Origin of the sequence: Paenibacillus sp. D2_2 (genome assembly GCF_031199965.1) — a bacterium.
GTDB lineage: Bacteria > Bacillota > Bacilli > Paenibacillales > Paenibacillaceae > Fontibacillus.
On the sequence record NZ_CP133605.1, the window covers coordinates 1,085,588 to 1,109,043 of the forward strand.

Consider the following 23,456-nt stretch of genomic DNA (forward strand, 5'->3'; position numbering starts at 1 on the left):
TCCCGGAATGAAGGAGGGCCCTTGAATGAGGAACTGGTTCGCCAAGAATAAGGAGAACAAGCAAGCTCAGAAATGCTCCCGTTGTAAGCAGGCGAAGAAGCTGATATTCTATGCCAACAACTTTGGGGTTGTCAGAGGCCTGTGCAAACAGTGCAGGAAAGAAATCGGCGACAAGGAGGAACTGTTTCCGATATAGGGAGCATTTGTGTTCTACGGTAAAACGGAGAAGCATCCATTTGATTCCAACATATACGTCGAATATAATAGATGGACGGGTATGTTTACCAAATACTAGCGAAGAGGTACAGAACGATGATTAGAAAAATGGAACAAAAAGACAGAGAAGCTTTCGTTGAAATGTCCAATGAGTTCTATCACTCAGAAGCGGTGCTGCACAGCATTCCAGAGAGCTTCATACGGAAGACCTTCGATGAGCTAATGGCCGGTAGCCCTTATATTGACGGTTATATCTTTGAATGCGATGGGGAGAAAGCGGGATATTCTCTGCTCTCGATCACTTATTCGAACGAAGCCGGTGGCCTAGTTGTATGGGTGGAGGAGATTTACATTCTTCCGAAGTTCCAGGGCAGAGGCATTGGCAAGGAATATATGGATTTTATCGAAGAGGCTTATAAAGGGAAAGCGGCCAGAATCCGCCTTGAGGTTGAGGAAGGGAACGAGCGCGCCATCAATATCTATAAGAACAAAGGATATAAACAGCTCGACTACGTTCAAATGTACAAAGGGAAATAGTATCGTTAAGGCAGAGACATTATATATGTCGCCTTAGAACAGGGACCATCTCGAAGAGCCTTCCAATCGGCTTAAGGATGGTCCCTGTCTTGTTGTAAATCCTGTTGACTTACACGCTTCGGGGGACAATAATAGGTTTTAAGCAACACTTTATTATCATTTTTGCACACGTGAACATTGTTGAGGAGGAAATAATCTTGAAGATGACATTCCGGTGGTATGGGCAAGGCAATGACTCGGTGACGCTGGATCAGGTACGGCAAATCCCGGGGGTGGAGGGTATCGTGTGGTCTCTGCATGATTTGGCTGCAGGCGAAGAATGGCCGATGGAGCGAATCATGGCTGAGAAAGCTTATATTGAGAAGCATGGCTTTCACATCAATGTCGTAGAGAGCGTGAATGTACATGAGAATATCAAGCTAGGGCTGCCGTCGCGCGACAAATATATAGAAAATTATAAGCGCACGATTGAGAAACTGGGGCAGGCTGGCGTTAAGGTAATTTGCTACAACTTTATGCCGGTATTCGACTGGACACGTACAGATATGTTTAAGGAATTGGAGGATGGCTCAACCGCACTCTTTTTCGAGAAAGCGATTGTAGACAACATTGACCCGTTCGAGCTGGTACGCAGGATGGAGAGCTACACTTCGGAAATAACTATGCCAGGCTGGGAGCCAGAGCGCTTGGAGCATTTAGGTGAACTGTTTGAAGCTTACAAGCAGGTGTCAGAAGAGGATCTGTGGGCGAACTTGAAATATTTCCTGCAGGAGATTGTTCCGGTGGCTGAAGCTAGTGGCATTAAAATGGCGATTCATCCCGATGATCCTCCATACTCGATCTTTGGCCTGCCGCGTATTATTACGAATAAAGAGAATATCGGTAGAATGCTGAACCTCGTCGACAGCCCATCCAACGGACTAACAATGTGTACCGGTTCCTTGGGCTCAAGCCGTGATAATGATGTTGCGGATATTATTCGTACCTATGCAGATCGCATTCCTTTTGCTCATATCCGTAATGTACGTGTATACGATAATGGAGACTTCATCGAGACTTCGCATCGGGCTAAGGATGGCTCCGTTGACATCACCGATGTTGTTAAGGCTTATCATGAGAATGGATTCACTGGTTATGCTCGCCCTGACCACGGCCGTCATTTGTGGGGAGAGAAGTGTCGCCCGGGGTACGGGCTATATGATCGCGCACTAGGCATTATGTATTTATGGGGTGTGTGGGATTCTCTGGAGCGAGAGAAGAATCGGTAATTCGAATCATTTGTTATTCGTCTCATTCGTCTCCCGGCAGAATCTGATCGAAGTGATTTAGTCAGAATTTGTCGGGAGATTTTGGGATATATTGTATTTTTAAGTCTTATAATGTCATATTCTCGCGTTATTCAGACTTATTTTCGGACTATTTTAAAATAAATCGTGGATCATTCTTATATGAACCTTCATCTTGAATTGATAATATAAAAACGCAGCAAGAAATTATTGATTCAATACAGGAGGGGTTAAAGATGTTTAAATGGAAGCGTTTCCTGACAGTATTGGCAGCAACAACTCTGTTGGGGTCGCTGGTTGCTTGCGGTGGCGGAGGAGAAGCAAAGAATAACTCGTCATCGGACAAAGCTGGTAATTCAACAGCAGCAGCAGGGGATCAGCAAGTAAAACTTCGTATTATGTGGTGGGGTTCGCAACCTCGTCATGAAGCGACATTGGCAGCATTAGACTTATACACAAAGAATCATCCTAACATTACTTTTGAACCTGAATATTCCGGTATGGACGGTTACTTGGACAAGTTGTCTACACAGGCAGCGGCTAAGAACGCACCGGACGTAGTTCAATTAGATCCGGGCTGGACTCCAGATTGGGCCGCACGCGGTCAATTGGTCGATCTGGCTCCAGAAGTTGATGTGAGTAAGGTTGATGCAAAAGTGCTGGCTGGCGGGCAATTCGATGGCAAGCAATATGCAGTTCCACTTGGCTCCGTAGCTTATGGAATGATCTATGACAAAGCCGCTATGGACAAGCTAGGCCTTAGTAATCCACAAAATGGATGGACTTGGGAAGATTTCTTCGCCCTTGCTAAGGAATCCAAGTCTAAGCTTCCGAGTGGACAATACTTCTCGCAAGACCTTGCCGGCGACTACTTTGCTTATTCTGCATACCAATACAGTAAAGGCAAAGGTCAAGTTATCACGGATGACGGCAAATTCAACGTTGATCAAGACGTTTTCCTGGATTGGACAAGAAGATTCGAAGAATTGCGCAAAGATGGAATCGTACCTCCGGCTGATGTGAATTCTTCCGACGTTCAATTTGACCCACAAATGGACTTGATGGCTTCAGGCAAAATCTTGATGCGTCTGAGCTTCTCCAACAACTATGGTTCTTGGGACAGCTTGCATCCAGGGGCTTACGCATTGGTAACAATGCCTCGTTCGGAAGAAGCAGGCGGATGGTTGAAGCCTTCCATGTATTTGGCAGTAACCGAAGGCACGAAGCATGAGAAAGAAGCGAAAGAATTCGTTAACTGGTTCCTGAACGATCCTGAGGCGGCAAAAATCTTGGGAACACAACGTGGATTGCCTGTAAACAAAGACAATGCTAAAGCACTTGAAGAAAACATGAGCGATGTTGATAAAGTCGGTATGGAATTGCTGCGTGCAACTGAGCCGGATGGCCAAACTTGGTCTGCTGGTGCTGGCGGCTGGACGAACTTTATTGATAAAGACTGGCAGCTTGTTCGCGATCAACTTAGCTTCAATAAGATTACTCCGGAGCAAGCCTTTGATCAATTGAAAGACGCTTCTAAGGGATACGAAAAATAATTTTAAAGCTGGAGCCCGGGACGAGTCCGTTCCGGGTCTTAGCATTGGGAGGACTACCATATGAATACACGTGCATTTCCTAATACAGGGGACGGCTATCAAGCCTGGCTCGGATATCGCAGAATACCATCTGGCGATCTACGCGAGCGGTACTTGCCATATAATCGCATCGTGATAGCGGAACATGCGGAGCGTAACGTGATCATTCAAGCTGCCATCGCTGAGTTATCCCGGGGTCTTGAAGGAATGCTTGGTCAAGCCCCAGTTGTAACTGGCAGCGGGAACCATCTTCATGCATTGCGTTAGGGATTTTTGGCAGCAACGCTGTAATTGATGGCGCATTTCAAGATGGGATTTCCTCGAGGGTTCACGAGGAAGGCTACGTCATTCGAACAGACAGCTCGGCGGAATGCATCATGATCGGTGCGGTATCCTCCGTCGGTATTCTATATGGAGTCTTCCATCTATTGCGTCTCTTTGGTGCTGGCGCCGCTGTTGACGGTCTGAATATACTAGAGAATCCGGCCAATCAATTGCGGATGGTCAATCAATGGGACAATATCGACGGCAGCATCGAGCGAGGCTACGCGGGTAAATCGATCTTCTATGAGGACAATAAAATTACGAGCGATCTGGAGCGCATTCGCGATTATGCAAGGCTGCTTGCCTCTTCTGGAATTAATGCGATCTCCATTAACAACGTCAATGTTCATAAGTATGAGACCATGCTTATTACGCCAGAATATTTGCCTGATGTGGCCAGACTGGCCGATATTTTCCGTGCCTACGGGATCAAGCTGTTCCTGAGCGTCAATTATGCTAGCCCATTGGAAATTGGAGGTATCGCTACAGCGGATCCGCTTGATCCGTCCGTCCGTCAATGGTGGCGTAATGCGGCGTCCGAGGTATATACGGCGATCCCTGATTTCGGTGGCTTCTTAGTGAAGGCTGACTCCGAGAATCGTCCAGGACCATTCACTTACGGCCGCAATCATGCCGAAGGAGCGAATATGCTAGCCGAAGCGCTTGAACCGCATGACGGCATCGTGATCTGGCGCTGCTTCGTCTACAATTGTAAGCAGGATTGGCGCGATCGGAAGACAGATCGGGCGCGGGCCGCTTACGATCATTTCAATCCGCTAGATGGACAGTTCAAGGAGAATGTAATTCTACAGGTGAAGAATGGTCCGATTGATTTCCAAGTACGCGAGCCTATATCTCCGCTGCTTGGGGCGATGCCTGCGACCAACCAGGTGATTGAATTCCAGATCACTCAGGAATATACAGGACAGCAGCGCCATGTATGCTATCTTGTTCCGCAGTGGAAAGAAGTGCTTGACTTCGATACTCATCTCAAAGGTGAAGGCTCGACAGTGAAGCGTATTGTCGACGGCAGTCTGCATGGCAACCGCTACAGTGGCTTTGCCGCCGTCTCCAATATCGGTAATGATGCCAACTGGACCGGTCATCTACTGGCGCAGGCCAATCTGTATGGCTATGGCCGCCTGGCCTGGAATCCAGAGCTGTCTTCGGAACAAATCGCAGAGGAATGGATTCGTATGACCTTTGGCGGTGATGCGGACCTGGTCGATGCGATCCTGCGATTATTGATGGATTCCTGGGTATTTATGAGGCGTATACGGCTCCGCTTGGTGTAGGCTTTATGGTGAGTCCGAATCATCATTATGGCCCAGACGTCGAGGGGTATGAATATTCGATGTGGGGAACCTATCATTTTGCGGATTGGCAAGGGGTCGGTGTAGATCGAACTCAGGCGACGGGTACTGGCTATACGACGCAATATACCGGAGCAAACTTCGACATTTATGAGTCGCTGAAGACTTGTCCAGACAATCTGCTGCTCTTCTTCCATCATGTGCCTTATACGCATGTGCTGCACTCTGGCAAGACTGTCATTCAGCATATCTATGATACACATTTCGAAGGTGCAAAGCGGGCTGCAGAGCTTAAGGACAGATGGGCACAGCTTGCGGATCGGATGGATGTACAGCTGCATCAGCAGGTGGCGGATCGTCTGGCCGAGCAGGCTGAGCACGCCAAGGAGTGGCGCGACCGGATCAATACGTATTTCTATCGCAGATGTGGCATTGCTGATGAGCTAGGTAGAGAGATTTATTAATTTTGCATAGTTTCCAATAAGAAGGAGAAGCGTGAATGCTTCTTCTTTTTTTCGTTATATTTTGAAAGATTTCGAGGATTCCTCTCCTTTAGTCCCTATAGGGGCGCCTTTATACTTAAGATATAAATTGACTACAAGAGGTGAGTACATATGAAAAGTTCTACGGCCGTTGCTACTAGTGCGGTAAAGAATCCTAAGAGACGCCGTCCTTTTCTAAGTAGATGGAACGCCCCCATAGCAGGCTATTTATTCATTTCGCCTTGGCTAATCGGATTTTTCTGTCTTACGGCATATCCGTTATTTCTGTCCTTGTATTATTCCTTTACAAACTATACTTTAATGGAGCCAATCAACTGGATTGGACTTAAGAATTACGATCTAATTTTCAACTCCGATCCGAAATTTGTTCAATCCGTTAAAGTTACCTTCATGTATGTGCTGGCTTCCGTACCGTTGAAACTAATCTTCGCCTTATTGGTGGCGATGATACTTAACCGGGCTATTAAGGGGATTACTTTCTATCGTACCGCGATTTATTTCCCTTCGTTGATCGGCGGCAGTATTGCAGTTTCGCTCTTGTGGCGGAATATCTTCGGCGTAGATGGTGTGTTCAACAAGATTATTGCGGTGTTCGGCATCGCAGGGAAGGGTTGGATTACCAATCCGGATACAGCGCTCGGGACATTGGTCCTGCTTAGCGTATGGCAGTTCGGCTCGACGATGGTTATTTTCCTGGCTGGATTGAAGCAGATACCATCCGATCTGTATGAGGCATCCGGAGTAGATGGTGCGAACAAGTTCGTGCAATTTTTCAAGATCACCTTACCGATGCTCTCGCCAATTATGTATTTCAACTTGATTATGGCTGTCATCAACTCGTTCCAAATGTTTACCTCCGCATTTGTTATTACGAACGGAGGACCGATGAACTCGACGTATGTCTACGCTCTCTACTTGTACGAACGTGCATTTAGCCGTTATCAATTAGGTTACTCTTCTGCTCTGGCCTGGATCATGCTCGTGATGATCGTCGCGGCTACACTTATTATCGCAGGTACCTCGAAATACTGGGTATTCTACGAAGAGACAGGAGGTAAGAAGAGAAAATGACAAAACAATGGAAATCAGCCATCCGTCATACTTTCATGATCCTGTTCAGTCTTTTAATGGTATATCCGATTCTTTGGTGGATTGGAGCGGCCTTGAAGAGCAACACAGAGATGGGCTCGCCGAATATATTTCCTACCGTGCCGATGTGGAGCAATTTTACAAAAGGGTGGAATTCGGTACCAGGTCATTCCTTTACCGATTTCTATATCAACACCTTTGGGCTTGAAATTGCAGTGTTAATCGTTACGTTAGTATCTTGTACGCTCGTGGCATTCGGATTCGGTAGATTGGACTTTCCGCTTAAGAACTTCTGGTTCTCTCTGCTGATGCTAACAATTATGATGCCTGGGCAAGTATTGATTATCCCGCAATACTCCTTGTTCTATAAACTTGGCTGGGTGAATACGTATCTTCCGTTCATCGTGCCTCACTTGCTAGCGACGGGTGCCGGCGGAACCTTCTTCGTCTTCCTGCTAATCCAGTTCGTAAGAGGGATTCCGAGGGAGCTGGATGAATCGGCCAAAATAGACGGCTGCACCTGGTTCGGTATCTACTGGCGGATCGTTATGCCGCTGACCAAGCCAGCGATCGTGACCGTTATGATCTTCTGCTTCCTGTGGAACTGGGATGACTTCTTAGGGCACTTGCTCTATATCAACTCTGTTGATAAATATACAGTAGGTTTGGCTCTACGGATGATTAATGATTCCCAATCTGCTCAGGAATGGGGACAATTGCTGGCCATGTCGCTCGTCTCTATCATGCCTGCTACACTCGTGTTCATGTTCCTGCAGAAGCACTTTGTAGAAGGTATTGCTACAACAGGAATTAAAGGATAAAATGAAGGGCATCATCCCTATGCTTATATGCGGTAAAGCGATGAACAGTTCTGTTCACTGCTTTACCGCTCTTTCTCATTTCACGATTGGAGGAAGTAGACTAGCATGACAAACCCTTTCAAGAAATTCAGGATCGATCGGCTCTTCTTCTATCTGTTCTCAGCTGTAATCGTGATCGTCATCGCTCTGATTGCCTGGGCCAGCTATAGCATCTCATCGAAAGCGCTGGTACGGACAACCTCCCACTACCAGCAACAACTGTTAGATGAATTGAATAACGAGATTACGACGCGACTTGTTACGATCGAGCAAATCTCGTTATCAACCTCCCGTGACAGCGAGCTAATTCATCTTCTCACGAATAGAGACGATGAATATGACCGATACCGGAGATATGTCGGTGTACAAAATGCACTCGCTAATTTAACTTACTCGATCCCTCTGATACAGGGGATTGATCTCTATATGAACCGTCCTTTTCTGGGAGAATCCAAGTACTATATTCAATTTCGGGATCTTAACGATATGAGTAAGCAGGAATGGTCCCATATGCTGGATAAGAATGATTTCGCTTGGAGCAGTGAACATAAAGTGGATGGTTTCCAGGGTGATGTTTCAGTTCTTAGCTTCGCCCGTAAAATCATGTACAACGATAACTATCTGGGTGTTCTCGTCATACATATCAAAGCCGAACAGATTCGTTCCCTTTTGTCAGGAAATAGTACCGATCCGAACCGAATGATGACGAATATGGCTGGGGAGCAGATTGTGAAGATCGGTCACGTGCTGAATCAGAATGAGCTGTCCAAGTGGATTGACCTGAAAGATCAACAGTCTGGTTATGTCCATATTCGCGGCAACTCGAATGTGGGCGACTCTCTATTAGTGTATTCGAAGCTGGACAATTCCAATTGGACTCTAATCGAGATGACGTCATGGAAACAGATTACGGAGGACAGTTTTAGATTAGCCGAGGTCATCGCGCTGATTGGTATCGCTGCCGTACTGCTTGTCTTACTTCTGACGTTATATATTAGTAGACAGTTTACGAAACCAATCAATGAATTGGTGGTAGCGATGCGGATGTATTCGGTAGAAGGTAACAATGTGGAACTGTCTGCTGATTATGAGAACGAATTCGGTTATCTGTTCGCGGGTTACCGCAAACAGAATGAACGGATCGAGGAGCTGTACCAGTCTGTGCAGCTTCGTTATGAGCAGCAACGGAAGGCAGAGATTGAGGCGCTGCAGGCCAATATCAACCCTCATTTCCTCTATAATATGCTGGATCAGCTGAATTGGATGGCGATTGAAGCCGGGCAGGATGAACTCAGCCGAATATTAGAGCTGATGGGTCGTATGTTCCGTATCGGCTTGTCCAACGGAGACACCTTCATTACGATTGGCGACGAGGTGGAGCATATCAAGAGTTATCTGGAGATCCAGCAATTGCGCTGGGCGGAGGATTGCAATATGCGATAGATGCATCGGCAGAGCTTAGGCAGTTCTTCATTCCGAAGCTGACACTCCAGCCATTCGTAGAAAATTCCATCGTTCATGGATTTAACAAAAGACTGCACGGCTATGTGTATATCAAGCTGACAGCGAATGAGGATTCGTTATTCATTATCATTGATGATGATGGCAGTGGCTTAACAAAAGTAGTTGATGAGAAGCAGAAGCGTCGTACTGGAGGTTATGGTATCCGTAATGTCAGAGAACGGATCTCAGGTTATTTCGGAGAGCAATACGGAATCACTCTCAGTGAACGGGAAGAAGGCGGAACTAGAGTCGAGATTACCCTCCCTCTATTAACAAAGCCGCCAGCTTAGTAAGAGAATGAACACTTCGGTTTATTTTTAAACAAATCGTGCATCTCTCGTATATCCAGGGGAGATGCCGATAAGTATTATAGTAATTGAAAGCGGTTTATTAGAGCCGCTGGTCTTGTTATACGAATCTTTCAGTCTGATACTGAATTTTACTATATGTACGTGTTCAAAACCTTTATATCCCTAATACGATGAATCTTTTAATCTTTGCAAGGCTTAAGGAGGTAAGTATCGTGCGGAAGATCGCCATTATTGATGATGAACGCCAGGTACTGCAAGGGATGAAGCGGGTTATTCCTTGGGGAGAGCTGGATGCGGAATGGGCCGGGGAAGCGCTGAACGGCGAGGATGGATTGGATATGATCCGGGAGACACAGCCTGATATCGTCATTACGGATATATATATGCCGGTGATGAACGGGTTGGATATGATCGAGCATTTAAGAAAAGACGGATTTGGTGGGAAAATTATCATTCTTAGCGGGTATTCTGACTTTGAGCATGCAAGGCAGGCACTGCGCTTTAATGTCAGCGATTATGTGTCCAAGCCGATCAGTGTACCTACTTTAAAGACTGTATTATATAAAGTTATTCAAGAGCTTGTTGAAGAGGAAGAGAAGCTCAATATCCAGGTGGAGCTTAAACATAAACTGATGATCTATGAGCCTTTTATCGAAAAGGAGTGGGTAAGATCTGCCGCAGTAGGCACGCTTAACCAGTATTATCAAGATGGCGATCACCTGCCGGAGCCTTATCAATATTGGGCTGAATGTAGTCATGCGGCGATTGGTATTGATTTGGTTCGCGATGGCCGGGCGGATGAGCTGTCCGTGTCCGACTGGAATTTATTCCGCTTCGCTATTAGCAATATCGTCTGCGAAGTTGCTCGGAAGGTATTCCCTGTCATCGAGTATACAGAACTTCATAGTACAAGAGCTGTATTGATCATCCATCCCGAGCGTGGTAGTTCCTGCGAACAATTGGAGGATACGCTAAAGGAGCTTGGTGTCAAGCTGATCGACAACGTCAAAAGCTACTTAAGGCTTGCGATTTGTGTTGGAATCGGAAGGATTCGCGGGGAATGGGCGAAGCTGCCGGAATCGACAGAGGAAGCCTTTCGAGCGATTGATCGCCGCGAGCAGAGGATGGTCCCTTCCTACGATTTGTACATATATAAAGGACAGACGAGAGAAGATTCGGAGACGGTCGCGTTGTTCCCGGTCAAGTTCTCGTTCAAACTGGCTAGTGCCATGAAGACGGCCCAGGAGACTGAGGCACAACAAATCGTCGCAGAGTATATAGAAGAGCTCAAGAAGCAGGGCGGAATCTCCAAGGATTATGTACAGATGCTAGGCAGCGAATTATGGGGCATCATGACCTACAGTTTGTATGAAGCGGGTCTTTTCCTCGATGATCTATTCACGAATGACCAGATTGCCAAGGAACTGCTCACGTTATGCCGACCAGAGCAACTGGCGGAGTGGCTGTTGGCAAAGATCTCAATAATCTGCAACAGCCGGCAGATGAAAGGAAGCAGCAAGCACAGACAGGTTGTCGACTTCATGACCCAGTATATTCATGAGCATTATGCTGAAGACTTAACGCTTGCCGATCTGTCGGACAAAGTGTACATTTCCCGGAATCATTTATCGATCATTTTCAAGAATATTACGGGTGAGACATTCAACAACTATTTGACCCGAGTGCGGATGGAGAAAGCACGTGAGCTATTACTGGAACGCAATCTGCTCGTCTATGAGGTGGCGGAGCAGGTCGGCTATAAGAATGTTCCTTACTTTAGCACATTATTCAAGAAGGTTACCGGAATGAATCCAACGGAACTCATCAAATAAAGAGGTTATAGTGGACTTTTTGAACAACTGCTTAAAGGGGGGCGCTTATGATTCGCGTTGCAATAATAGGAACAGGCTCTATTTCCAGGGCTCATCTTCAGGCTTATGCTCTGTTTCCGCAGCGCTGTAAAGTCATCGCGCTCGCAAATAGCCATGTGGAGAAAGCATACAGACTGAAGGAAGAATTTCAGCTCGATTGCACAATTACTGAGGACTATCATGAGCTACTTCACAATGAGGATATAGATTTAATCTCGATCTGCACCCCTCCCCGTACTCATGCCGAGATTGCAGCCAATTGTCTGCTTGCGGGTAAGCATGTCCTGGTGGAGAAGCCGATGGCGATGTCTCTGGAAGAATGTGATCGGATGTTGGAAGCCGCCGAACAAGCGGGACGCATCCTGTCTGTCATTGGACAGAGCCGCTTCGATGATTCCATGATGAAGCTCAAATACATGCTCGGTTCCGGTTTGGCAGGCCGAATCGTCCATGCCCAGGTAGAGGCTCATTGGTGGAGAGGCGCTAGCTACTACGATAAGTGGTGGAGAGGAACATGGGAGCAGGAAGGGGGCGGTTGTACGCTGAATCATGGTGTCCATCATATCGATCTGCTGCAATGGATGATGGGGATGCCGCAGACCGTACAGGCAGTCATCAGTAATGCCTCGCATAGCAACTCGGAAGTGGAGGACATCTCGATAGCTATCTTCAGCTATGAGCAAGGTGGAGTGGCACAAGTTACAAGCTCGGTTGTGCATCATGGCGAGGAACGGCAGATTATCCTTCAGGGGAGAGAGCCCGAATATCAACGCCATGGAAGGTGTATGCTTCCACTTCAAGGCCGGACGGATTTCCGGAGCGGAATCAGGCACTGGAGCAGGAGATCGAAGAATACGGACGTAGTTATAAGTCACTGCAGTACAGTGGCCATGCTGGACAGATTGATGATATTTTGAGAGCGATTGAGCATAATTCGCTGAAGGTACTGATCGATGGATATGAGGGTCGGAAAGTCATTGAACTAATTACAGCGATCTATGAAGCGGGGACAACGAGAAGATCGGTTAATTTGCCGCTGAGTGAAGATAGTTTATTTTATACACGTGAAGGTTTACTAGCGACCGCACCGCGCTTCCATTAGAAGGAGAGTTCAAGTGTCTATCGCGTGGATAAGTAACAGTAAGGTTAGTAGGATGCTTATGTTAGGAGGAAAACTATGGTTCCGGTGAAATTCAGCATTATCGGCGGCGCTGGCTACCGCTCGCAGTATTATCTCAGAATTGCTCAAGCGATGCCCGAACGGTTCCAGGTCAGTGGTATGGTTGTCAGGAATGAGGCCAAGGCGCTAGACATGGAGAAAAAATGGGGTGTATCTACATATCGGACATTGGATCAGTTGCTGCAAAATGAAAGCCCGGATTTTATCGTCGTCTCCGTAAGCGGCAATGAAGGTCTGAATTATTTGTATAGACTGGCAGAAGAAGGGGTTCCCGTATTAGCGGAGACACCACCAGCTCCCGATCTAGAGGGTCTTGAACTGTTGCATGATAAAACAAGTGTAACTGGGGCCCGTATTCAGGTGGCTGAGCAGTACCAGTTCCATCCGATCCAGGAAGCTCGCTTGGCCCTAATTCGTTCAGGGAGATTAGGGAGAATTACCGAGGCAACAGTATCGATCTCTCACCTATATCACGGCGTCAGTCTTATTCGTAAAATGCTGGGGATATCATTTGAAAATGTGAAAATCAGGGGGATGCGTTTCCAATCTCAATGGGCCTTGGGACCGACACGCGACGGGAATCCGACGGAAGATAGAATGATTCCTCTGCAGAGAGATCTGGCCTGGCTGGATTTCGGGGATCGTCTCGGAATATACGATTTCACCAAGGATCAACACCGCTCCTGGACCCGCTCGAACCATCTGTCAGTTAGAGGGGAGAGGGGAGAGATTTTCGACAGTCGCGTTTTAATTCAACAGGAGTCAACGGTTCCGCTCCAAATGGAATTGAAGCGGATCAATAAAGGGGAAATGGAGAATCAGGAGGGTTACTTCCTGCAAGGGATTCTGTGTGGGGAGAGTTGGTTGTACGAGAACCCTTTCGCTCCGGCCAGATTATATGATGATGAGATTGCCATCGCAGAATGCCTACAGAAGATGGCTGATTATATAGCTGGAGGGCCCGAGTTCTACAGTGTCGCGGAGGCTTCACAGGATCATTATCTGGGTATGATGATCGAGAAGGCGATTTTATCGGGCGAGATTGTCGAGACCCAGCGTCAGCGTTGGGCTAGATAGAGAACTGGATACATTTTAAGCGGAGAACCCAACCATGACAGATATCCGATAATTGGGCGAAGGGTACTGAGACAGATGCCTAATCACTCTTTGGCATAGACGAATATGATGCTGTGTACTCTTAATCAAGGAGGGATACACGATGGGTGAAGTTGGCGGTTTAGGTTGTGGACCTGGAGTCGGCGGTTTAGGTTACGGTCCTGGAGTTGGCGGATTATGGACTTCCACTGGGGCGATCTTAGTTCTGTTTATTTTGCTGGTGATTATTACAAGAAGCTTTTGCTTTTAATTAATCATCGACTTATCTATTAGACAATAAACAGGCTCTACTGTAATCTCATCTGGAAAGATCCGGAATAAGAGAAGCCTACTAACCTTAATGGTTGGTGGGCTTTTTTTTGCATATTATTGTGTGTCAAAAAATGCCTGTGAACAACCTCTATTATTGATCTCGTATATTGATTATTTGTATGGAATAGGCATATAATACAAACATATGTTCTCATATGAGGTGATAGGGATGTTAAATGATCTGGAACGTAAAGTGCTTCGAATTCTGTATAACTTCTCAACGCAGCGGCGTCGAATGCCAACCAAACCTGAATTGGAACGTACTACTGGCCGACAATTCACGGATATCAAGTCCGCCCTAGATGTGTTAGTGCAGCAGCGGTATATTTTCTGGCCGGATAATCCTCTGCTCGATACCATTGTAATTCTGGAGGGATGGGAACGGGATACTTCTATGCCTAAACCTAAGCCGGTGATATCAAGTAACACGGATTATTGGACGAAGTACTAATGGTACGTGTTCAAAAAGTACGGTTTTCAGCACCGAAGCTTATGCTTCCGATGTGCGTTTTTTCAAAACGCTTCAGTTGAATGAAGCTAGGGACTGAGGAGCGGAGCGTACGTAGTGGGTACGTGAGCACCTGAGATGTTTCCGGAGGAAACATGACTTCGTATGCATCCGCTTAGGCCCGGCTGAATTCAAGATTCGATGTCGAATAAGTTCTCAGTGTTACTTCGTGATCAAAAGCGGACTTTTTGAACAACTTCTAAAGGGTGATATAGAATTGCAAATCGAAATCGTATTGTATATGCTTGATTAAACTAAGTAACATTGGCTCCAATGGAATATGCGACATTAGAGCAGGACAACTATTGAGTAGGAGGATTTCATAATCATGAGTACGTCACAGTTTTTTGCTAGACCTCATCTTGCCGATTGTGTGCCTGATCTGGTTGCTACGGCACGTGGAGATAAGAAGGCTACATTGGTAATACAGAATGCGAAGCTGGTTAATGTATGCTCGGGAGAAATTCAGGACGGTATATCGATCGGTGTGCAGGGCAGCCGAATTGCTTTTGTAGGGGCGGATGCCAGCCATATGATCGGTGCAGATACGAAGATCATCGATGCTGCCGGCCGTTATGTTGCTCCTGGCTTACTTGATGGGCATTGCCATATTGAGAGTAGTCAGATCACACCAACCCAATTCGCCAGAGCCGTGCTTTCGAAGGGTACGACGGGCGGATTTTTTGATGCTCATGAGATTACGAACGTATTGGGGCTGCCTGGTCTGAGACTGATGCTGGACGAAGCCAGACAAACCCCGCTTGCAGCTTATATGCAGGTTGCTTCATGCGTTCCGTCTACAGGTCCGGATATGGAGACGGCGGGTGCCGAGATCGGCCCTGCAGAGGTCGCCGAAGCCTTCACTTGGGGTCCTGATATGATCGCCTTGGGCGAGGTTATGAACTTTCCGGGTGTTGTGTACGGAGACGAGAAAATGATCGGAGAGATCCAGGCAACCTTGCGGGCTGGACGAGTTGCTGACGGACACTTTACGTGGCCGGTGGATGATTGGAGAATTTCTGCTTATGCGGCTGGTGGAATTACCGGAGACCACGAGTGTGTAAATGCCGAGGATGTTATTGAACGTGTAAGAAGAGGCATGTACGCCAAAATGAGACGCGGTTCGGCCTGGCATGATGTGGCCGAATCCATTAAGGCTCATACGGACTATGGCATTGATACGCGTCGTATGATGCTCGTAACAGACGACCGTAGTCCGGAATCTCTTGTTGATGAAGGACATATGGACTTCGTAGTTCGTCATGCGATCTCGCAAGGCGTACGTCCGGTAACGGCCTTCCAAATGGCAACGATCAATACCGCTGAACGCTTCGGTGTTGCCCGTGATGTAGGTACCATTACTCCAGCTTCCTTCGCCGACATGATCATTCTTGACGGTAATTTGGCCGACGTTAACGTCGTGATGACGATTGCGGCTGGACAAGTTGTCGCTAAGAATGGCAAGATGACCGTGGAATTGCCTGATTTCGAATATCCACACGAAGCTATTAACTCGGTGCATCTCACTCGCGCGGTGATGGAGCAGGACTTTGTCATTGAAGCTCCAATCGAATCCGGTGAGTTAACGGCGAGAGCTATCGGTGTACGTGAGAATCATGTGGATACGAAGGAAGAACTTGTGCCTGTGCGGATCGAGAATGGCAGGGTTGCGCTCCGAGTCGAGGATGGCCTGTCCAAGCTGGCGGTTATCGAGCGTCACAAAGGGACGGGCAACAAATCGGTTGGTCTGGTGTCGCATGTTGACTTCAAAGTACCGGCAGCAATTGCTACAACCGTAGCTCATGACTGTCATAATGTGATGATCATCGGGAATTCCGATGCTCTGATGGCCAAGGCTGCGAACACCGTTGCAGAAATGCAGGGCGGCATTGCTGTCGTAACTGAAGACAAGATTGTCAAGCTACCGTTGCCAGTGGCTGGACTGATGTCGAATGCGCCGTTTGAACAGGTTGCCGAGCAATCTCGTGCGGTAAGCCAGGCACTGTATCAGGCAGGTTGCACGATGAACTATGCGTTCATGACCTTGTCTCTGCTGGCGTTGGTCGTTATTCCTGAACTGCGTATCTCGGATATCGGCTTGTTCAAGATGACGGAACAAGGCTTCGTGAAGGTTCCTTTGTTCGTAGAGGAGCAATAAGACAGGCAGCGGGAATGTCACTATTTGACATACATCCTTTGTCATAGTTAAATAATAGTGAGCGTTTAAAAAGTCAGACTTTCAGCATCGAGAAGGTTGGATGAGGCTAGGGCATGAGGAGCGGAGCGTACGTAGTTGGTACGTGAGCACCGGAAGGCCCGGGTGAATTCAAGATTCGATGTCGATTAAACTTCCTATGCCACTTCGTGATCAAAGTGGGACTTTTTAAACAACCTCTAATAGGTAATTGAATAGGAAATCCACTAGGGGAGTCGTGGTAACGACTGAGACAAGATAAATCTTGGACCCTTTGAACCTGATCTAGTTAGCACTAGCGTAGGAAAGTGGAGTCGGACTAAATTGCTATAGCTATATTTGCTAAAGTACAGGCCACTCCATATCCGGAGTGGCCTTTTTGTTGTGTAAATAGACCGAGATTTGCAGTTATATTCGATATATTTGTGAATCCAGGACTCCATCCGCTCTTGCAGGGGATTTCCTTATTCAAAAGGTGTACAAGTTGAACGAATGAAAGCTCAAGGAATAGGAGCAGCAGTTCAACTTAACGGTTTCGAAAAAATTTGGAGGTGTAGACCATGAGTTTTACGAGACAGCTTCGTCAGCAGGCAGATCCTATTTTTCAAGCTATTTATGAACATCCGTTTATACGCGGGATCGCTAGTGGAAAGTTGCAGAAAGAGCAGCTAATTCATTATGTAAAGCAGGATTTTGAGTATTTGAACGCTTTTATGCGGATTTATGGCATCGCCATATCTAAGAGCAGTACGCGTGAGGAAATTGCGATGTTCAACGAGCAGATCAACTTCGTGCTCTATAGTGAAGTACACCCGCATAACAATTTTTGCAGCGTGGCGGGCGTCACTTATGAAGAACTTCAGGGCTTTCCTCTTTCGCCTTCGGCACATCATTATATCCGACATATGCTGACCGTTGCGCATGAAGGTAGCCTTGGTGAGATTGTGGCCGCGCTACTGCCTTGTCCATGGACGTATATTGAGATCGGCCAACGCCTGCTTGAGGAAGTCAAACCGGATGAATCGCATCCGTTCTATGATTGGATTTATTTCTATGGTGGAGGGATGTCGGACTTAACCGAGCGATTCTGCCGTTATGTGGACGACTGGTCTGAGCGTGTGACAGAAGCTGAACGGCTGCGGATGAAGGAGTATTTTCTGCAGAGCTGCCAACTGGAGTATATGTTCTGGGATATGGCATTTCGTCAGGAAGAATGGCCGGTTGCCATGGATTTAGGTAGCGGACTGTGAGTCGAAACTGAACGGTCGCAAGAACTGGAATTAGGTATGTATGTAAGCTGGAATTTGTACGAGCATGGCAGGTTGGAACTGCTATAAAGTGATCGGAACTACGGTATGCGAGCCAGAAATTGCTGGCTTGGCCTAATCTGCTGATAGGTGGAACGGAGCTACGAAATTGTTGTAGCATTAGATCCCAGATGGGATGGGGTGCAGAAATTGAAATCTGAGAATGGGGTTGATCTAGAAATGAGTACGCTCGAACAGGATATTGCAGCTCTCTTAACTAAGGTACAAAAGACGCGGCCGCTCGTACATAATATGACGAACGTGGTCGTCACCAATTTCACAGCGAATGGTCTGCTAGCTCTTGGCGCATCTCCGGTTATGGCTTATGCCCAGGAAGAAGTGGCAGATATGGCCAAGGTGGCCGGCGCGCTGGTACTGAATATCGGCACCCTATCCACAGAGCAGGTGGATGCGATGATCATCGCAGGTAAATCGGCTAACCTTCATGGTGTTCCCGTATTGCTGGACCCTGTCGGTGCTGGAGCAACTCGCCTCAGAACGGAGTCAGCGCAGCGGATTTTACGTGAGGTGAAGATTGCTTTGATTCGCGGGAACGCCGCGGAGATCGCTAATCTAGTCGGTGAAGACTCAGACATTAAAGGGGTGGACGCGGCTGAGAGTAGCGCGGGAGCGAATGCGAAAATCGCACTCCAGGCAGCTCGTCAATTCAATGCAGTGGTAGCTATTACTGGTAAGGAAGATATCATAGCCGATGGAGATTACTACCGGATTATCAGCGGCGGAGATGTGCTACTGACACAGGTGACCGGAGCAGGATGTTTGCTGACGTCTGTGCTTGGTGCCTTCGCGGCGGTTGAAAGGGACATGATGCTCGCTGGCACGGCGGGGCTGGCTTATTACGGTGCGGCTGCAGCTCGTGCAGCGGAACGGACAGCTCCGTTAGGTCCGGGCAGCTTCCAGATTGCCTTCCTGGATGAGCTGGCCAAGCTTCATCCTCATTCAGTTAAGGGGTATGCGGCTATTGCTGAGGCGGGTAGCATGGCTGCCGGAGGTGAATCAAAGTGAGTATTCCTAGAGCTCTGACGATTGCCGGTTCAGATAGCGGCGGCGGTGCTGGAATCCAGGCCGATCTCAAAACTTTTCAGGAGCTGGACGTGTTCGGAATGTCGGCGATTACCGCGATCACGGTTCAGAATACACTCGGTGTGGAGAAGGTGTATCCACTGCCACCTGAAGCATCGGCGGAGCAGATCAAGGCGGTTGGCTCGGATATTGGCGTCGACGCGCTCAAGACAGGAATGCTCTTCAATGCGGAGATTATTGAACAGGTTGCGGACCAGATCGCCAGCTTCGGCTGGCGAAATGTCGTCGTTGATCCGGTGATGATCGCCAAAGGCGGGGCATCGCTGCTGCTCACCGAAGCGATCCAAGCGATGAAGGAGCATTTGCTCCCGCTTGCCCTGATCGTTACGCCGAATATTCCAGAAGCGGAAGTATTATCCGGGATCCAGATTCACACGATGGAGGACCGTCGTGAAGCCGCGAAGCGTATCGCCGAACATGGAGCACGAACTGTGGTCATTAAGGGTGGTCATGATCAAGGGGAGAGAGTGATAGATCTGTTGTACGATGGCAGTGTATTTACAGGACTTGCTGGTAGACGCATCGAGACCAAGCATACACACGGAACTGGCTGCACATTCTCGGCCGCAATCGCAGCAGGCCTAGCCAAGGGGCTGACGGTAGAGCGGGCCGTTGAGGAGGCACGCGCCTTCATTCAAGCGGCGATAGAGGACTCACTGGAGTTGGGCCAGGGTCATGGACCAACGAATCATTGGGCATATCGCCGTAGAAAGGAGCGGCTCTGATGAACGAGAATAGGACGTCACGAGAGACAAAGACTTATGAGACATTTACCCGAGAAATCCATCCGGAAGTCGAACAGGGAGGAACCTGGGGGCTTGATGGAATTGGGCAGAGTAACAACCGCAACCGGAAGGAAGTCAAGTTCAATTCAGTGAATCAGAGCTCACTAGACGGCGGTCTTGAGGAAAATAGAGATCATTTTGAAGAACATGGAAGAGTTTCTTCCGAACAGATTCGAGAGTATTTACAGCTCTACTTGGTTGTTGGTTCTGTGAACTGTAAGGAAGATCCCGTCAAGGTGGTGCGTGAGGCATTGGAGGGCGGAGTTACGCTCGTTCAATTCCGGGAGAAAGGACCTGGCAGTCTGACAGGTGCAGCCAAGCTTGAATTGGCTGAACGATTGCGGGCCCTTTGCCACAGCGCGGGAGCTTTGTTCATCGTCAATGACGATGTGGAGCTGGCGCTGGCGGTGGATGCCGATGGGGTTCACATCGGCCAAGAAGATGAGGCGGCGGACCGCGTGCGTGCCCGTATCGGCGAGCGGATACTTGGTGTATCCGCGATTACTACCGAGGAGGCAAGGTCCGCCATCCGGCAGGGGGCCGATTACCTTGGCATCGGCCCGATCTATCCCACGAGCTCCAAGGAGGATGCTCGTGCCGTGCAGGGTCCGCAGGTGCTGAAGAAGCTGCGGACCCAGGGCATTACCCTGCCGCTTGTAGGCATCGGCGGGATTACCGCGGAGCGAGCGGCAGAGGTTGTGTCCGCCGGAGCGGATGGTGTTGCCGTTATCTCGGCGATCACCCAGGCGGACAACGCCCGCAACGCCGCGGCCGCTCTCAAGAGCAAGGTGCTTCGCGCCTTAGCAAGCTCAAGCACAGCCTCGCAGGGCCCAGAGGTGTAGAGGCATTTTGCTAACACAGGTGAGGAACGCTATTTCGTACACCCTAACGGACATAGTTGTCCCTTAGGGGTGAAATTTCGGATATTCTGATCTCTAACGGACATAGCTGACCGTTACATGATAAAAATACCTTATTGGTGCTGGTTGGCGACTTTTAAGAGACACAGGTGTCCGTTAAAATTGGATGACGGCGAACTTTCACTTCTAAGGGTCACGGATGTCCGTTACAAGTACGATGATTGGTGAAGCTCACAGTAGAACGGACATACGAAGCATCGAACGGACATGGCGTCCCTTAGAGGCAAAGTTTCGGACATTGTGAGGTCAAACAGCCCCCAGTTTCGTTACAATTTGCAGTAGCACTTTTTGTCTCAATAGCGATACCACGTTTCGTTAGAGAGGGGCAAAGCTTCATACGCTCACAGTGATGCACATTATAGGGTCTTCTCCGGTAAACACTACTCCGAGAGGGCCCTTTTTATGCTGGTTCGGGATTTCTAACTCTGTCGTTATGCTTAGGATCGGTAGCAATGTTACTGGACTATCACCATGTGATGCAGCATCAATGGAGTATTTGAGATATCGCATAGAGTGCGATATATTGACTGTATTCACGGATGATCTGTACAGGGGGATGCTACCAATCATGATAGACATATTAATTGCTGATGATGACCGGCATATTCGCGAGCTGGTTGGTTACTATTTGCAGAACGAAGGGTATCATGTGATTGAGGCTGCTGATGGCAACGAGGCTTCGGAGCTACTCTTATCTCGGCATATCGATCTTGCGATCGTAGATGTCATGATGCCCGGTAAAGACGGGTTTCAATTATGCGAAGAAATCAGGCGCTATTACGATTTTCCGGTTATTCTGTTGACGGCTAAGGATCAGCTGGTGGATAAGGAGCGCGGGTTCTCAGTGGGGACCGACGATTATATGACGAAGCCATTTGAACCGCAGGAGCTGTTATTCCGGATTAAGGCGCTACTTAGACGCTATCAGATGGTAAGTGCGGAATCGATCAAGCTTGGAGACACGATCATGAACCGTAAAGGTTATGAAGTGCATTGCAAGGGCAAGCAGCTTATGCTGCCTTTGAAAGAATTCGAGCTGCTGTTCCAGTTGGCCAGTTACCCGGGACGAATATTTACGCGTGAGGAGCTGATTGAGCTGATCTGGGGCATCGATTTCAATGGGGACGACCGTACAGTTGATGTTCATATCAAAAGATTACGCGACCGCTTCAAAGACAATAACGACATCACGTTTACAACAGTACGGGGTGTTGGCTACAAGCTAGAGGCGGCCAGTTCATGAAATCACTGTATATCCGTATTTTGTTTACGTCGATTCTCGTTATCCTCGTCAGTAGCGTAACGGCCTTTATCGCTTCGAATATTTATTATCAGCACAATCTGAAGCCTTATAACGATCAAAAGATCAGTAGGATGGCCGAACAGATTCAAGACTTCTACGAGATGAATCGTGAGGTTAATCTGAATACCTATCTGGAGCATGTCGGAGATCTTGGCTACCAATTATACCTTGTGAACGAACAAGGGAACGGCTATTTCTATGGAGGTTCATTCCGTAAAACAGGAATAGATCAGCAGGTGATCAAGAGTGTTATTGACGGACAAGTCTACCATGGGATTGCGAATTTTCCGCCGGGATTGTTCATTACCGGGTTCTTCGACAATGATCTAAAAAATACGATCGGCGTCTCACTGAAGAATGATGAGGATACCTTCGCATTATTTATCCGTCCTAATGTAGAAGTTCAGTTCGGGGAATTACGGAATTTCTTCGCGATCATTCTAATTCTCACCATTGGCATGAGCATCATTCTGTTTGTATTTAATACACGCTGGGTCGTTCATCCGATCATAAAGCTGACGGAAGCAACCAAAATGCTGGCCCGGGGAAGTACAACATCAAGCTCGATTTGAAAAGAAAAGATGAGATCGGCAAGCTGGCCGGTCACTTCACTCATATGACTCGAAGTCTCGAACAGTTGGAGGAGATGCGGCAGGAGTTTGTGTCCAACGTCTCGCATGAGATGCAATCGCCGCTTGCCTCCATTCAGGGCTTCTCACATACGCTGCTGCAAGCAGATTTACCCGAAGAACAGCGGCGCCACTATTTGTCCATTATTGAGGATGAGAGCAAGCGGATGTCGCAATTAAGCAAGCAACTACTCATGCTGGCCTCTCTGGATAAGGAGGAGGCGATCCTGGAGAAGAGCAGCTTCGATGTAGGCGATCAGATCCGCCAAGTCTTGTTCATGACTGAATGGAGCTGGCGCGAGAAGGAATTGGCCATTGATATGGATATTCCTTCACTGATGATATTTGCCGATAGCAGGCTTATGCAGCAAGTGTGGATTAATTTGCTGACGAACAGTATCAAATATACAGATGAAGGCGGTACGATCTTTGTTCGACTGAAGCAGCAAGAGAATCTGTGTGTCGTTGAGGTAGAAGATACGGGGATCGGCATCGCCGAGGAGGATATCCCAAATATTTTCCAAAGGTTCTACCGTGCTGATAAGACGAGAAGCCGTCAGGAAGGCAGCAGCGGCCTAGGGCTCGCGATCACAAACAGGATCATTGCCATGCACGGTGGAAGAATTGAAGTGGAGAGTGAGCTTGACAAGGGATCTGTATTTCGCGTTATTTTGCCTATGATGTAATAGTTGT

At 47.9% G+C, this 23,456-nt stretch carries 22 protein-coding genes, 1 pseudogene and 1 riboswitch; all 23 genes and pseudogenes read left to right on the forward strand.

The features are described from left to right. The first annotated feature begins 25 nt into the window (after positions 1-25). Entirely contained in the window at positions 26-196 is a 171-nt protein-coding gene (locus RE628_RS05330; RefSeq protein ID WP_309157756.1) for a hypothetical protein, read from the forward strand. Positions 197-312: 116 nt separating this feature from the next. Next, positions 313-753 carry a GNAT family N-acetyltransferase gene (locus RE628_RS05335; RefSeq protein WP_309157757.1) on the forward strand — a complete coding sequence of 147 codons (441 nt, stop codon included), beginning with the start codon at positions 313-315 and terminating at the stop codon, positions 751-753. 197 nt (positions 754-950) lie between these two features. Further along, positions 951-2,021: a mannonate dehydratase gene (gene uxuA, locus RE628_RS05340; protein ID WP_309157758.1), complete on the forward strand. Its 1,071-nt coding sequence runs from the start codon at positions 951-953 to the stop codon at positions 2,019-2,021. 254 nt (positions 2,022-2,275) lie between these two features. Then, positions 2,276-3,592: an ABC transporter substrate-binding protein gene (locus RE628_RS05345; protein ID WP_309157759.1), complete on the forward strand. Its 1,317-nt coding sequence runs from the start codon at positions 2,276-2,278 to the stop codon at positions 3,590-3,592. A gap of 60 nt (positions 3,593-3,652) precedes the next feature. Then, positions 3,653-5,732: pseudogene (locus RE628_RS05350) on the forward strand (alpha-glucuronidase family glycosyl hydrolase). Positions 5,733-5,882: 150 nt separating this feature from the next. Next, on the forward strand, positions 5,883-6,842 hold the full coding sequence (locus RE628_RS05355; RefSeq protein ID WP_309157760.1) for a carbohydrate ABC transporter permease: 960 nt from the start codon (positions 5,883-5,885) through the stop codon (positions 6,840-6,842). Continuing rightward, positions 6,839-7,681, forward strand: a complete 843-nt coding sequence (locus RE628_RS05360; RefSeq protein WP_309157761.1) for a carbohydrate ABC transporter permease — start codon at positions 6,839-6,841, stop codon at positions 7,679-7,681. Before RE628_RS05355 ends, RE628_RS05360 begins: the two co-directional genes overlap by 4 nt. 105 nt (positions 7,682-7,786) lie before the next feature. Then, positions 7,787-9,163, forward strand: coding sequence for a sensor histidine kinase (locus RE628_RS05365; RefSeq protein WP_309157762.1), 1,377 nt, complete (start codon positions 7,787-7,789; stop codon positions 9,161-9,163). Continuing rightward, a complete protein-coding gene (locus RE628_RS05370; protein ID WP_309157763.1) occupies positions 9,148-9,513 on the forward strand; it encodes a sensor histidine kinase in 366 nt (121 codons plus the stop codon). Before RE628_RS05365 ends, RE628_RS05370 begins: the two co-directional genes overlap by 16 nt. A 233-nt stretch (positions 9,514-9,746) precedes the next feature. Further along, positions 9,747-11,366 carry a response regulator transcription factor gene (locus RE628_RS05375; protein ID WP_309157764.1) on the forward strand — a complete coding sequence of 540 codons (1,620 nt, stop codon included), beginning with the start codon at positions 9,747-9,749 and terminating at the stop codon, positions 11,364-11,366. Between the two features lie 47 nt (positions 11,367-11,413). After that, positions 11,414-12,322 carry a Gfo/Idh/MocA family protein gene (locus RE628_RS05380; protein ID WP_309157765.1) on the forward strand — a complete coding sequence of 303 codons (909 nt, stop codon included), beginning with the start codon at positions 11,414-11,416 and terminating at the stop codon, positions 12,320-12,322. Next, positions 12,319-12,507: a hypothetical protein gene (locus RE628_RS05385; protein WP_309157766.1), complete on the forward strand. Its 189-nt coding sequence runs from the start codon at positions 12,319-12,321 to the stop codon at positions 12,505-12,507. Before RE628_RS05380 ends, RE628_RS05385 begins: the two co-directional genes overlap by 4 nt. Before the next feature lie 75 nt (positions 12,508-12,582). After that, complete coding sequence (locus RE628_RS05390; RefSeq protein WP_309157767.1) at positions 12,583-13,662, forward strand: Gfo/Idh/MocA family protein; 1,080 nt, start codon at positions 12,583-12,585, stop codon at positions 13,660-13,662. A gap of 142 nt (positions 13,663-13,804) precedes the next feature. Continuing rightward, positions 13,805-13,951 carry a YjcZ family sporulation protein gene (locus RE628_RS05395; RefSeq protein WP_309157768.1) on the forward strand — a complete coding sequence of 49 codons (147 nt, stop codon included), beginning with the start codon at positions 13,805-13,807 and terminating at the stop codon, positions 13,949-13,951. 231 nt (positions 13,952-14,182) lie between these two features. Next, the gene (locus tag RE628_RS05400; RefSeq protein ID WP_309157769.1) at positions 14,183-14,464 is read left to right on the forward strand and encodes a hypothetical protein; all 282 of its coding nucleotides are present in this window, start codon (positions 14,183-14,185) and stop codon (positions 14,462-14,464) included. 385 nt (positions 14,465-14,849) lie between these two features. Then, positions 14,850-16,679 carry an adenine deaminase gene (locus RE628_RS05405; RefSeq protein WP_309157770.1) on the forward strand — a complete coding sequence of 610 codons (1,830 nt, stop codon included), beginning with the start codon at positions 14,850-14,852 and terminating at the stop codon, positions 16,677-16,679. A gap of 255 nt (positions 16,680-16,934) precedes the next feature. Next, positions 16,935-17,039, forward strand: a riboswitch (TPP riboswitch). A 236-nt stretch (positions 17,040-17,275) separates the two neighbouring features. Further along, entirely contained in the window at positions 17,276-17,965 is a 690-nt protein-coding gene (gene tenA / locus RE628_RS05410) for a thiaminase II (protein WP_309157771.1), read from the forward strand. Positions 17,966-18,202: 237 nt separating this feature from the next. Beyond that, entirely contained in the window at positions 18,203-19,048 is an 846-nt protein-coding gene (thiM, locus tag RE628_RS05415; protein WP_309159375.1) for a hydroxyethylthiazole kinase, read from the forward strand. Next, positions 19,039-19,851 (forward strand): bifunctional hydroxymethylpyrimidine kinase/phosphomethylpyrimidine kinase, encoded by an 813-nt coding sequence (gene thiD / locus RE628_RS05420; protein WP_309159376.1) that lies wholly within the window; start codon positions 19,039-19,041, stop codon positions 19,849-19,851. Before thiM ends, thiD begins: the two co-directional genes overlap by 10 nt. Positions 19,852-20,081: 230 nt before the next feature. Further along, on the forward strand, positions 20,082-20,753 hold the full coding sequence (gene thiE, locus RE628_RS05425; RefSeq protein WP_309159377.1) for a thiamine phosphate synthase: 672 nt from the start codon (positions 20,082-20,084) through the stop codon (positions 20,751-20,753). A 646-nt stretch (positions 20,754-21,399) separates the two neighbouring features. After that, positions 21,400-22,074, forward strand: a complete 675-nt coding sequence (locus RE628_RS05430; RefSeq protein ID WP_309157773.1) for a response regulator transcription factor — start codon at positions 21,400-21,402, stop codon at positions 22,072-22,074. Further along, positions 22,071-22,706, forward strand: coding sequence for a HAMP domain-containing protein (locus tag RE628_RS05435; RefSeq protein ID WP_309157775.1), 636 nt, complete (start codon positions 22,071-22,073; stop codon positions 22,704-22,706). The genes RE628_RS05430 and RE628_RS05435 overlap by 4 nt, the downstream gene beginning before the upstream one ends. Next, the gene (locus RE628_RS05440) at positions 22,703-23,449 is read left to right on the forward strand and encodes a sensor histidine kinase (RefSeq protein ID WP_309157777.1); all 747 of its coding nucleotides are present in this window, start codon (positions 22,703-22,705) and stop codon (positions 23,447-23,449) included. The genes RE628_RS05435 and RE628_RS05440 overlap by 4 nt, the downstream gene beginning before the upstream one ends. Positions 23,450-23,456 lie beyond the last annotated feature (7 nt).